General features: G+C 70.6%; 11 protein-coding genes. 8 read left to right on the forward strand and 3 right to left on the reverse strand.

The features are described from left to right. Position 1 precedes the first annotated feature (1 nt). The 6 genes from JHN63_RS30610 (at position 2) to JHN63_RS30635 (ending at position 6,010) form a co-directional block, all read left to right on the forward strand. Positions 2 to 1,285 (forward strand): amidohydrolase family protein, encoded by a 1,284-nt coding sequence (locus JHN63_RS30610; RefSeq protein ID WP_200686723.1) that lies wholly within the window; start codon positions 2 to 4, stop codon positions 1,283 to 1,285. Further along, positions 1,282 to 2,538: an amidohydrolase family protein gene (locus tag JHN63_RS30615; protein WP_200686725.1), complete on the forward strand. Its 1,257-nt coding sequence runs from the start codon at positions 1,282 to 1,284 to the stop codon at positions 2,536 to 2,538. Before JHN63_RS30610 ends, JHN63_RS30615 begins: the two co-directional genes overlap by 4 nt. 24 nt (positions 2,539 to 2,562) lie before the next feature. After that, a complete protein-coding gene (locus JHN63_RS30620; RefSeq protein ID WP_200686727.1) occupies positions 2,563 to 3,282 on the forward strand; it encodes a VIT family protein in 720 nt (239 codons plus the stop codon). A 100-nt stretch (positions 3,283 to 3,382) separates the two neighbouring features. Then, positions 3,383 to 4,249 (forward strand): sterol desaturase family protein, encoded by an 867-nt coding sequence (locus JHN63_RS30625; RefSeq protein ID WP_200686729.1) that lies wholly within the window; start codon positions 3,383 to 3,385, stop codon positions 4,247 to 4,249. Then, positions 4,246 to 4,926 carry a lysoplasmalogenase gene (locus tag JHN63_RS30630; RefSeq protein ID WP_200686731.1) on the forward strand — a complete coding sequence of 227 codons (681 nt, stop codon included), beginning with the start codon at positions 4,246 to 4,248 and terminating at the stop codon, positions 4,924 to 4,926. The genes JHN63_RS30625 and JHN63_RS30630 overlap by 4 nt, the downstream gene beginning before the upstream one ends. Positions 4,927 to 4,963: 37 nt before the next feature. Continuing rightward, complete coding sequence (locus JHN63_RS30635; RefSeq protein ID WP_200686733.1) at positions 4,964 to 6,010, forward strand: zinc-dependent alcohol dehydrogenase family protein; 1,047 nt, start codon at positions 4,964 to 4,966, stop codon at positions 6,008 to 6,010. Positions 6,011 to 6,056: 46 nt separating this feature from the next. On the opposite strand, the gene JHN63_RS30640 is transcribed toward JHN63_RS30635, so the two are convergent. The 3 genes from JHN63_RS30640 to JHN63_RS30650 form a co-directional block, all read right to left on the reverse strand. Then, positions 6,057 to 7,067 carry a CopD family protein gene (locus JHN63_RS30640; RefSeq protein ID WP_200686735.1) on the reverse strand — a complete coding sequence of 337 codons (1,011 nt, stop codon included), beginning with the start codon at positions 7,065 to 7,067 and terminating at the stop codon, positions 6,057 to 6,059. A 100-nt stretch (positions 7,068 to 7,167) separates the two neighbouring features. Then, positions 7,168 to 8,571: a CoA transferase gene (locus JHN63_RS30645; protein WP_200686737.1), complete on the reverse strand. Its 1,404-nt coding sequence runs from the start codon at positions 8,569 to 8,571 to the stop codon at positions 7,168 to 7,170. Between the two features lie 140 nt (positions 8,572 to 8,711). Further along, positions 8,712 to 10,244, reverse strand: a complete 1,533-nt coding sequence (locus JHN63_RS30650; protein ID WP_200686739.1) for a S8 family serine peptidase — start codon at positions 10,242 to 10,244, stop codon at positions 8,712 to 8,714. 241 nt (positions 10,245 to 10,485) lie between these two features. Between JHN63_RS30650 and JHN63_RS30655 the strand changes: the two genes are divergently transcribed. Beyond that, positions 10,486 to 10,842 carry a DUF485 domain-containing protein gene (locus JHN63_RS30655; RefSeq protein ID WP_200686741.1) on the forward strand — a complete coding sequence of 119 codons (357 nt, stop codon included), beginning with the start codon at positions 10,486 to 10,488 and terminating at the stop codon, positions 10,840 to 10,842. Then, the gene (locus JHN63_RS30660; RefSeq protein ID WP_200686743.1) at positions 10,839 to 12,458 is read left to right on the forward strand and encodes a cation acetate symporter; all 1,620 of its coding nucleotides are present in this window, start codon (positions 10,839 to 10,841) and stop codon (positions 12,456 to 12,458) included. The genes JHN63_RS30655 and JHN63_RS30660 overlap by 4 nt, the downstream gene beginning before the upstream one ends. The last annotated feature ends 38 nt before the right edge of the window (positions 12,459 to 12,496 follow it).

A 12,496-nucleotide genomic window follows, 5' to 3' on the forward strand; every position in this document is an offset into this window, starting at 1 on the left:
TGTGACCGACCAGGAGCCGTACCTGATCATCTCCTCCGACTGCCACGCCGGACTGCCCACCGAGGAGTACCGGCCCTATCTGGACGCCCGGTTCCACCGGGACTTCGACGACTTCCTCGCCGGACGCGACCGGCGCCGCGAGGAGATGACCCGGCTCGGCATCCGCAACGAGGCGTTCGCCACCAAGTGGTTCCAGGACAACGAGGAGGGCCTGCGCGGGGGTTGGGACACCGCGCAGCGCCTCAAGGAGCTGGACGGCGACGGGGTGGCCGCCGAGGTGGTCTTCCCGGACGCCGACGCCGTGGACAGCCAGACCGCCGCGCCCTTCGGCGTCGGACTCGGCCTCTCCGGGGACCAGGATCCCGAGTTGGGCATGGCGGGCGCGCAGGCGCACAACCGCTGGCTCGCCGACTTCGTCTCCGAGAATCCCGAACGGCACTGCGGAGTAGCCCTGTTGCCCGTGACGGCCCCTACGGAGAAGGTCGTCGCGGAGATCCACCGCGCCAAGGAGTCCGGGCTGGGCGCCCTGATGATCCCCTCCATGTGGGTCGACAAGGAGCCCTACCACGACCCCCGTTACGACCCCGTGTGGGCGGCCGCCGCCGAGTGCGGGATGCCGGTACTCACGCACTCCGGGGCCTCGCCCCGCCACGAGTACGGCGACCATCTGGGCATCTTCGTGAGCGAGGTGACCTGGTGGCCCGCCCGGCCGCTCTGGTTCCTGCTCTGGTCCGGGGTCTTCGAACGTCACCCGGGTCTCAAGTTCGGTGTGGCGGAGTCGGGTTGCTGGTGGCTGCCGAACCAGCTGTGGTTCATGGACCGCCTCTACCTGGGTGCTCACGGCGGCAAGAAGCTGTCGCCGTTCGCGGAGCTGAAACGGCCGCCGAGCGAGTACCTCGACCGGCAGGTCTTCATCTGCGCCACCAACACCAAGCGCCGTGAACTGGCCCAGCGCTACGAGATCGGCGTCGACAACATCCTCTGGGGCAGCGACTTCCCGCACCCCGAGGGCACTTGGCCCGACACGCGCGCGTGGCTGAAGCGCACGTTCCACGACATCCCGGTGGACGAGACCCGGCGCATGCTGGGCCTGGCGGCGGCCGACGCCTTCGGCTTCGACGTGGCGGCCCTGGAGCCGCTGGCCCGCCGGATCGGCCCCACCCCCGCCGAACTCGGCCAGCAGGACGACCAGGCGGCCGTGACGGCGTCCTGGGCGCGCTCGCGCGAGGTCGGCCGGCACTGGTTGACCGACCACGACTTCCCGGTGCTGGGGGTGACCCCATGAGCGCCACAGGTGCCACGAGCGAGGACCGGTACACGGTCATCTCGGCCGACTGCCACGCGGGCGCCGATCTCCTCGACTACCGGCCCTACTTGGAGAAGCGCTACCACGACGAGTTCGACGCGTGGGCGGCCGCGTACGTCAACCCGTACGAGGACCTGGTCGCCGACACGGCCGACAAGAATTGGAACTCCGAGCGGCGGATCGCGGAGCTGGAGCAGGACGGCATCGTCGCCGAGGTGGTCTTCCCGAACACCATCCCGCCGTTCTTCCCCTCCGGCTCCCTGATGGCACCGGCGCCCACCGCCGCGGAGTTCCAGCGCCGGTGGGCCGGCCTGCGCGCCCACAACCGCTGGCTGGCTGACTTCTGCGGGGCCGCGCCGGGTCGGCGGGCGGGTGTCTTCCAGATCCTCCTCAACGACGTCCAGGAGGCCGTCCAGGAGATCCGCCGGGCGGTCGAAGCGGGCCTCAAGGGCGGACTGTTGCTCCCCGGTACCCCACCGGGCTCGGGGCTGCCGGAGCTGTACTCGTCGACGTACGACCCCATATGGGCCGTCTGTGCGGAACTCGGCGTCCCCGTCAACCACCACGCGGGCTCGGCCTCCCCGCCCCTGGGCGACGAACCGGCCGCCCGCGCGGTGTACATGGTCGAGACGACCTGGTTCTCGCACCGCGCCCTGTGGCACCTGATCTTCGGCGGCGCCTTCCGCCGTAACCCGGAGCTGAAGCTGGTGCTGACCGAGCAGGGCTCCGGCTGGATACCCGGGGTGCTCGACATGCTGGACTACTACCACGGGCGCCTGGTCGCGTCGGCCGCGAAGGCGTCGCGGGCGGCGACCGCGGAGTCCAAGTTCGGTGCGGGGCTCGCCACTTCGATGGGCAAGGGTCCCTCCGAGGTATGGCGCGACAACTGCTTCGTGGGCGCCAGTTTCATGCGCCCGCACGAGGTGCCCCTGCGCGACCGCATCGGCATCGAGAAGATCATGTGGGGGAGCGACTACCCGCACGACGAGGGCACCTACCCGTACACCAGGGAGGGCCTGCGCTTCGCCTACGCGCGCGTGCCGCGTGACGAGGTCGCCGCGATGGTCGGCGGCAACGCGGCCCGCGTCTACGGCTTCGACCTCGACGCCCTGGACCCGATCGCGGCGAAGATCGGCCCCCTGGTGAGCGAGATCGCGGAGCCCCTGGCCGAACCGCCGGCGGACGCCACGAGCCCGGTGTTCGCGCGGGGAGCGTCGGTACGGGTGTGGTGACGGCGGGGGTGGAATCCTCCGGGGGTGACTGAAACCAACGGCGCGTCCCACTCCGAGGCCCACGGCGGCAGCCTCGGCTCCCGGTTGAACTGGCTGCGGGCCGCGGTCCTCGGGGCGAACGACGGCGTCCTGTCGACCGCCGGTCTCGTCGTCGGCGTGGCCGGCGCCACCGACGACCGCTCGGCGCTGCTGACGGCGGGCCTCGCGGGTCTTCTCGCCGGTTCCATGTCGATGGCGGCGGGGGAGTACGTGTCCGTCTCCACCCAGCGCGACTCGGAGAAGGCCGCTCTGGCCCTGGAGAGGCGCGAGCTGAGGGAGCAACCGGAGGCCGAACTGGAGGAGTTGACCGAACTCCTCCAGGAGCGGGGCCTGACCCGTGGCGTGGCCATGGAGGCGGCGACCCAGCTCACCGAACGCGACGCCCTGCGCGCCCACGCACGCGTGGAGCTCAACATCGACCCCGACGACCTCACCAACCCCTGGCACGCGGCCTGGGCGAGCTTCCTGTCCTTCACGGCGGGCGCCCTGCTGCCCCTCCTGGCGATCGTCCTGCCCCGGGCCGGCTGGCGGCTCGGCGTCACCGTCGTCTCGTCCCTGGCCGCCCTCGTCTTCACCGGCTGGACCAGCGCACGCCTCGGCGCGGCCGGCCCGAGGACGGCGATCGTGCGGAACGTGGCCGGAGGCGCGCTCGCGATGGCCGTGACGTACGTGGCGGGAACGCTGCTGGGGGCCGCCGGCGCCTGACCGGTTGGCGGAGATCACCAACAAGCAAGCGCGTACCCCAGGTAATACTTGTGGGTAACAACGTCTAGGCGTGGCCGATTCGCGGTCCTACGGTTCACTCATGCCGAACCTGCCCGATGCCGTGCTCTGGTCGATACCCGCCTTCGTGCTGCTCACCGTGATCGAGATGATCAGCGTGCGCGTCCACCCCGACGAGGACGCGGCGGGCTACGAGGCCAAGGACGCCGTCACGAGCGTCGGCATGGGGCTCGGGAGCCTCGTCTTCGACTTCCTCTGGAAGATCCCGATCGTCGCGATCTACACGGCGATCTACGAACTCACCCCGCTGCGCGTGCCCGTCCTGTGGTGGACGATCCCGCTGATGCTGCTCGGGCAGGACTTCTTCTACTACTGGTCCCACCGCGGCCACCACGTCATCCGCATCCTGTGGGCCTGCCACGTCGTCCACCACTCCAGCCGCAGGTTCAACCTCACCACGGCCCTGCGCCAGCCCTGGACGACCCTCACGGTGTGGCCGTTCTACGTCCCGCTCGTCGCCCTGGGCGTGCATCCCGCCGCGCTGGCGTTCTGCTCCTCGGCCAACCTCGTCTACCAGTTCTGGATCCACACCGAGCGGATCGACAAGATGCCCCGCTGGTTTGAGTTCGTCTTCAACACTCCCTCCCACCACCGGGTTCACCACGCCTCCCAGGGCGGCTATCTGGACCGCAACTTCGGCGGCATCCTCATCGTCTGGGACAGGCTCTTCGGGTCCTTCGTCCCGGAGGTTGAGCGGCCCGTCTACGGGTTGACCAAGAACATCAACACGTTCAACCCGATCAAGGTCGCCACCCATGAGTACGTCGCCATCGCCAAGGACCTGAAGGCGGCGACCAGTTGGCGCGAGCGCGCGGGACGCGTGTTCCGGGGACCGGGCTGGCAGCCGGCGGTCGCGGCGGAACACGCTGAGGAGTCCGTGGCCGCGTGAGGGTGTCCCGAGCGCTGTCAGGTGCCTTCGTCCTCGCCACGGTCCTCGACCTCGTCTTCCTCGTCGTGGGCTTCCGCGCGGGCCATCTGGTCGCCAAGCCGCTGATCGTGCCGCTGCTCGCCGCGTCCGCCGCCCGCGCGGGCAGCCCTCGGCTCCTGGTCGCCGCCCTGCTGTGCGGCTGGGGCGGCGACGTGCTGCTTCTCTCCGACAGCGACCCCGCCTTCATGGCGGGGATGGCCTCCTTCGCCGTCGGTCACGTCTGCTACCTCGTCCTGTTCCGGCGCCAAGGTCCGCCACGCGCGCGTGCGGGTCTGCTCGCCGTCGGCTACGCCGTCGCCCTCGTCACCCTGGTCGTCCTGCTGTGGCCCGACCTGCCGGCCGGCCTCCGTGTCCCCGTCGCGGGCTACAGCACCCTCCTGACCGCCATGGCGTACACCGCGGCCACCAGGCTCGGCCCGGTCGCCGGGCTCGGCGGGGCGCTCTTCATGCTCTCCGACACCCTCATCGCGACCGGCGTCGCCGACTGGCCGCAGCCGCCCGGGCCGGACTTCTGGATCATGCTGACGTACGTCGCCGCGCAGTTCCTGCTGGTCCAGGGCGTGCTCGGCACCCTCGCCGAGCGCCGCGCACCGGCGGCGGCGGCGGCGTACCGTGAAGTGCGCTCGACCACCCCCTGAGCGCACCAGCACACCAGCGACGAGAAGGACCCTCGCCATGCGCGCCACCACCATCCACGCCCCGTTCGACATGCGCGTGGAGGACGTGCCCGAGCCCATGGTGCAGCTGCCCACCGACGCCGTGGTCCGGGTGCTTCGCGCCTGTATCTGCGGCAGCGACCTGTGGGCGTACCGCGGCGAGTCGGCCCGGCAGCCGGGGCAGCGGATCGGGCACGAGTTCCTCGGGATCGTGGAGGAGACCGGCTCCGAGGTGAGCGGCGTCAGGACCGGCGACCTCGTGGTCGCGCCCTTTATGTGGTCCGACGGCGTCTGCGACTACTGCCGCGAGGGCCTCACCACCTCGTGCGTGCACGGCGGCTTCTGGGGCGCTGTGGGCTACGACGGCGGCCAGGGCGAGGCGGTACGCGTGCCCTTCGCCGACGGCACGCTCGTACGGCTGCCCAAGGAGGCGGCCTCCGACGAGCACCTGCTGTCCGCGCTGCTGACCCTGTCGGACGTCATGGGCACCGGCCACCACGCGGCCCTCGGCGCGGGCGCGGGCAAGGGAGCCACCGTCGCCGTCGTGGGCGACGGAGCGGTCGGCCTGTGCGCGGTCCTCGCCGCCAAGCGGCTCGGTGCCGAGCGGATCATCGCGCTCGGTCGCCATCGGACCCGCACGGACATCGCCCGCGCCTTCGGCGCCACCGACGTCGTCGCCGAACGCGGCGAGGCCGCCGTCGAGGCCGTGCGCGAACTCACCCGCGGCCAGGGCGCACACGCCGTCGTCGAGGCCGTCGGCACCGAGCAGTCCATGCGGACGGCCGTCGACATCACGCGCGACGGCGGCGCGATCGGTTTCGTAGGCGTGCCGCACGGCAGCGGCACCGGTCTCGACCTGGGGGTCATGTTCGACCGGAACATCGCGCTGCGCGGCGGCGTCGCACCGGTCCGCGCGTACATCCCGGAGCTGCTGCCCGACATCCTGGACGGCACCATCGACCCGTCGCCCGTCTTCGACCTGACGGTCGGCCTGGAGGGCGTGCCCGACGGCTACAAGGCGATGGACGAGCGCACCGCACTCAAGGTCCTCATCGTCAACAGTTGATCAATGCCGGAGTCGGTCCCCACGCGTCGGTCAACACTGGAGTCGATCAATGCCAGCGGATCGGCACCGGCAACGCCGTCAACAGCCCGGACAGCACGACCACCACTCCCAGGGCGACGACCTCCGCCCGTGCGGGTGAGCAGGCGGCCAGCGGATCGGCGGCCCGTCGCAGCCGGTACCGCGCCCACAGCGCGAGGACGGCGACGGCGGCGACGAGGAGCACCTTCGCGAGCAGGGTGCGCCCGTACGCCGTCGTCGTCAGCTGGTCCAGGATCGTGCCGGCCGGCATCCGGCGCAGCGAACTCCACACGCCCGTGGCGGTGATCGCGGCGAGCAGGGCGACGGCCACGCGCGCGTAGAGCCCCAACAGCGCGGCTCCCGCCTCGGCGCCGCGCCACTGCCGCAACGTCCGCAGCGCGTGCAGCAGACCGCCCACCCACAGCGCTGCGCACGTCAGGTGCACCAGGGTCAGTTCGGAGCCGACCAGGGGACCGTGTTCGCTCGCCGGGTGCACGCGCAGGGCCTCCGCGACGATCACGGCGGCAAGGGGCCACACCTGGAGGCCGGGCCGACGCGACCGGGCGCACAGGGCGGCCAGGGCGAACGCGTTGACCTCCAGGAGCGCGAGCTTGCCGTCGCGGGACTGGTAGAGGCCGCCGATGTCGATCTGGCTGAGGCTGCTCGGCACCAGGTTGCCGGTGGCCACGACCGACGCGAGCCCCAGCGCGGCGACGAAACCGGCACCGGCCGCGTACGGGGCCCAACTGCGGGGGCCGTTCGGGGGAGCGCCGGGCACGGTACGCGCGAGCCGGTTCACGAACAGCTCGCCCAGGGGGACGCACAAGGCGCCGAACAACACCGCCCGCAGCAGCGCGATGCCGCCTGTGCCGGGCGCGGCGGCCTCCCCGGTGTCGTGCAGCGCGGCGGACGGCCCGAGCAGCGGGATCAGCGCGGCGAGCACCACCAGGGCCAGTACGGCGACGGCCCGACGCGTACCGGGGAGCCGCCCGGAGCCGCTCGTGTCGGCCGCTTCGACAGTCGGTCGTATCAAGGTCACCCCAAGATCTTCACCAGCCGCCGCAGAACCGGGCAAGTGCAGCAAAACAACTGGAGGAACCGCATTCCGCTCATAGGTACGTTTCCGGCCGACCTCCGCATCAAGCCCAACAAGCCGGGTCCGTGCCCCAACGACCCGGTGGACGCGCCCAGTTCGAGGGCCCACCGACGAACGAGACCGGCGACAGGGCGTGCCGCAGCCGCCCGATCCCGCTGTCCGTCTCGACCAGCCAGGCGTCGGCCCGGTCGTACGCCGGGCCGCTCGTCCCGTACGCCGTTCCGGTCACCGCCCCTCCCCACTCGCCCACGCCCGCCGTCAACCAGGCCGCGGTCCGTGCGAGGGCCAACCGCAGGGCGATGCCGGAGCCCCGCTCCGACTGTTCCGTCAGCGCGCGCAGCGCCGCGCCCGCCAGCAGATACCCGGTCCCGTGGTCGAGGGCCTGTGCCGGCAGCGCCCCGGGTCGCTCCGGTGACCCCTCGATCGCCGCGATGCCGGTGGCGACCTGCACCAGACTGTCGAACCCGCGTCGATCACCCCACGGCCCGTACGCGCCCCACGCCGACAACTGCGCCACGATCAGCCCGGGCCCACGGTCGACCAGTGCCTCGGGGGAGAGCCCGAACCGGTCCAGGGCGCCCGGCCGGTACCCGGTGACGACCACGTCCGCACCCGCGAGCAACTCCTCGAAGCTCTCCCGGTCCGCCGACAGCCGGAGGTCCAGCCGGGTCGACCGCTTACCGAGCCCGGTGTCCGCGTGCGCGTCGGGATCCTCGGGCAACTGCGGGGCGTCCACCCGCAGGACGTCCGCGCCGAGCAACGCGAGCGTGCGGGTGGCGACCGGGCCCGCGATGACCCGGGTCAGGTCCAGCACGCGCAGCCCGGCGGCGGGCAGCAACGGGTCGCCGTCGAGCGGCGGGAGCGCACGCGCGCGTGCGGTGCCGAGCCACTCGCGTTCGACGAGCGGCCGCCCTGCGACGGCGGCCCCCTGCGCGTGCTCTGCCCACTCCTCCGCCGTCCGCAGCGCGACCGCGAGGCCTCCGGCGCCGTAGACGGTCTCCTCCACCTCGCGCGCGGACCGCTCGGCGAGCACCGCGGCCACGGCGTCCACGGACGCGTCCTGCGGCAGCTTCAACGCGTCCAGCAGTCGCGCCCGGTGGTGCGGATAGTTCGCATGGGTGCGGACCCAGCCGTCGGCCGTCCGCCAGAACCGCGACAAGGGCGCGAAGGTGACCGGCGCCCGCCCGTCGATCAACAGATGACGCTCACTGACGAACGCCGTCGCGACGCCCCCGTCGTCCACCCGCACCCCGGGCACCTCGGCGAGCCCGGCCCGCCGCGCCCCCAACTCGGCGGCGGCCAGCGCGCACGCTCCCACACAGGCCCGCGCCAACCCCCGTACGGGAAGCCGCGCTTCGAGCGCCCCCTGACGCGCCACGGTCGAGACGCGCGAGACCAGGGCGGGATCGCCGCCCATGGCGGTCCATGCCACATTGATAGCAGTCATGATTGAACTATGCAGTATTGATTCAATCAACATAGATATCGATGACTGCACACACGCGCATCAACACACGAACACGCGCATCACCACACGAAAGGGCCGGGCGGAGATCCGCCCGGCCCTTTGACGCGTACGCGTACTGGCTACTTCACCGCCCGCAGCGCGTTGACGATGCCGAACCCGTAGAAGCCGTTGACGCGCTTGCCGCCCACGCAGGTCGCGTCCGCGATGCCGTCGCCGTTGGTGTCGTACAGGGCGGTCGGGCAGCCCGGGTTGTCCGCCTCGGCCTTCAGCAGGCGCTGCAACTGGGCCGGAGTGGCGTGCGGGTGCGTCGACTTGAGCAGCGCGGCCACGGCGGCGACGTGCGGGGTCGCCATCGAGGTGCCCTGGAGGTAGCCGTACGTGTTGTTCGGCAGCGTGGACAGGATGCGGCCGTTCTTCGACGGGGTGTCCGGGATCTGCCGGGCGTCCCCGCCCGGCGCCGCCACGTCGATGACGCCCTTGCCGTAGCTGGAGAAGTACGACTTGGCCTTGGTGACGCCGACCGAGCTCACCGTGACGACACCCGGCAACTGGGTCGGCACGTCGAAGCACTCGTGCGGGTCGACCGTACGGGTCGTCGCGGTCGAGTCGTCGGGGCTGGAGGCGTCGACCAGGGCGTCGGAGTCGAGGTCGTCGTTGGAGTTGCCGGCCGCCGCGACATTGAGCGTGCCCTTGTGCTGCGCGTACAACTGGGCCCTGTTGACCGCGTCGACGATGGCACGTTGATCGGGGTCGTCCAGGCAGTTGTACAGCCAGGGATCGACGTAGTAGCTGTTGTTGGTGATCTCCACGCCGTGATCCGCGGCGAACACGAACGCGCAGACCACGCTCTCCGGGTAGAAGAGCTGGGTCGAGTCCGGCTCGGCCACCGTGATCCCGGCGACCTTCACACCCGGGGCGACCCCCGCCACGCCGATGCCGTTGCGGGCGGCGGCGATCTCACCCGCGACATGTGTGCCGTGGTAGTGGGCGGAGTCCACGGGACGCCAGGAGCCGTACGTCGTATCGGCCTTGCCGCCCACGCAGTTGGCGGACTGCGAGGCGGAGAAGTTCGGGGCGATGTCCGGGTGGGTGTCGTCGACGCCGACGTCGATGACGGCGACCGTCACGCTCTTGCTGCCCGGGTTGATCTTCGCGGCCTTGTCGGCGCCGATCGCGGGCAGGTCCCACTGGTCGGCTTCGAGGGGCTCGCTGTCACCGGCCGCGGCGGAGGCCTTCGCCGTCTTCGCGGCCTGGTCCTTGGAGAGGTACTGCACCGCGCCCTCGTCGGTCGTCGAGGCGAGGCTCAGCGGCGCCGTCCGCGTGGCACCGGCCGACTGCACACCGCGCACCTTGCGGATGGTCGGCCCGAAGTCGGGGTTCGCCGAGTGGACGACGATCACACCGATCTTCTCGTACGTCACCACGATGGTGCCGCCGGCCGCATTGATCGCCTTCTTGACCGAGTTGATCGTCCAGTGGTCCAGCCGAGTGTTGACCACATACGCAAGGTTGGGCGCGTCAGCGGTCTGTGCGGTGGTCTCCGTGCTCGGGACCGCCGAGGCCGTCGACGGGAGGAAGCCGAGCGAGGCGGTCAGGGACAGCACGACCGGTACGGCCAGGGCGAGCCGGCGTCTGGGGCGCAGATGAGCCATGGGATCTCCACATCATCCGGATACGAAACGGCCCGAGACGTGGTGCGCGCCCGGGCAGGTACATGACTAGTGGTGCAGACCTGAAGTTATCTTCCGCGGTGGCTGGCCAGCAATGATTTCCCAAAGACGACTACCGAAAGAAGTCAAAGGAGTTGAACCGGTCGACGCGCGGCGCCGTGCCCTTGGGCAGGAAGCGCCGAGCCAGACCAGAACCCGCAGGTCCGTAACGCGAGGAGACACCGTGGCCACCGAGACACCACCCCCCTCGAAAGCCGAACACCAACTCCCCAGTACCGAGGAGTTCGAACAGGTCCAGGAGAGCGCGGAGTTCGCCGAACTGCGCCGCGCCCACCGCTCCTTCGCCTTCCCGCTGACCATCGCCTTCATCGTCTGGTACCTGCTGTACGTGCTGCTGTGCAACTACGCGGACGACTTCATGGACACCAAGGTCGTCGGCAACATCAACGTGGCCCTGGTCCTGGGTCTCGCCCAGTTCCTCACCACGTTCCTCATCGCCTGGTGGTACGCGCGCTACTCCGCCGCGAAGCTCGACCCCAAGGCCGAAGCCATCAAGTCCCGGATGGAGGGCGGCGCATGAGCCCCACGATCACCCTGGCCGCAGGCGAGGCGAGCCAGCACCGACCGCTGATCATCACCCTGTTCGCGATCTTCGTCGCCGCGACACTGGTCATCACCGTCTGGGCGGGCCGCCAGACGAAGAGCGCCGCCGACTTCTACGCGGGCGGCCGCCAGTTCACCGCCTTCCAGAACGGCCTCGCCGTATCCGGCGACTACATGTCCGCCGCGTCCTTCCTCGGCATCGCCGGCGCCATCGCCCTCTTCGGCTACGACGGCTTCCTGTACTCCATCGGCTTCCTGGTGGCCTGGCTGGTCGCGCTGCTCCTGGTGGCCGAACCGCTGCGCAACTCGGGCCGCTACACCATGGGCGACGTCCTGGCGTACCGCATGCGCCAGCGCCCGGTCCGTACGGCGGCCGGCACCTCCACCATCGTGGTGTCGATCTTCTATCTGCTGGCCCAGATGGCCGGCGCGGGCGTCCTGGTCTCCCTGCTCCTCGGCATCACCACGGACGCGGGCAAGATCGGCATCGTCGCCCTGGTCGGCGTCCTGATGATCGTGTACGTCACCATCGGCGGCATGAAGGGCACCACCTGGGTCCAGATGGTCAAAGCCTGCCTGCTCATCGCCGGCGCCCTGCTGCTCACCTTCCTGGTCCTGCTGAAGTTCAACTTCAACATCTCCGACCTGCTCGGCAAGGCCGCCGACAACAGCGGCAAGGGCTCCGCCTTCCTGAACCCCGGCCTCAAGTACGGCGCCACCGGCACGACCAAGCTGGACTTCATCTCCCTGGGCATCGCCCTCGTCCTCGGCACCGCCGGTCTGCCGCACATCCTGATCCGCTTCTACACGGTGCCCACCGCCAAGGCCGCCCGTAAGTCGGTCATCTGGGCCATCGGCCTGATCGGCGCCTTCTATCTGATGACCCTGGCCCTCGGTTTCGGCGCGGCGGCACTGATCAAACCCGACGAGATCATCGCCTCCAACAAGGCGGGCAACACCGCGGCCCCACTCCTGGCACTGCATCTGGGCGGAGTCGACTCCAACTGGGGTGCGATCCTCCTGGCCACCATCTCCGCGGTCGCCTTCGCCACGATCCTCGCGGTCGTCGCCGGGCTGACCCTGGCCTCGTCCTCCTCGTTCGCCCACGACATCTACGCGAACGTCATCAAGCGCGGCCAGGCGACCGAGAAGCAGGAGATGGCCGCCGCCCGGTACGCCACGGTCGGCATCGGCGCCGTCTCCATCCTCCTCGGCGCCCTCGCCCGCGACCTGAACGTCGCCGGCCTGGTCGCCCTCGCCTTCGCGGTCGCCGCCTCCGCCAATCTCCCGACGATCCTCTACAGCCTCTTCTGGAAGCGCTTCACCACGTCCGGAGCCCTGTGGTCGATCTACGGCGGCCTCGTCACCGCGGTCGGCCTGGTCCTGTTCTCGCCGGTGGTCTCGGGCAAGCCCACGTCGATGTTCACGGATGTCGACTTCCACTGGTTCCCCCTGGAGAACCCCGGCATCATCTCCATCCCCGTCGGCTTCCTGCTGGGCTGGCTCGGCACGATCCTCTCCAAGGAGGAGCCGGACACCGGCAAGTACGCGGAGCTGGAGGTACGGTCCCTGACCGGCACCGGAGCCCACTGACCCTCCCGCCCCCAAAAAATCCCCCCACCAAGTCCCCC

This window comes from Streptomyces sp. MBT65 (assembly GCF_016612545.1).
In the GTDB taxonomy this organism is placed as follows: domain Bacteria; phylum Actinomycetota; class Actinomycetes; order Streptomycetales; family Streptomycetaceae; genus Streptomyces.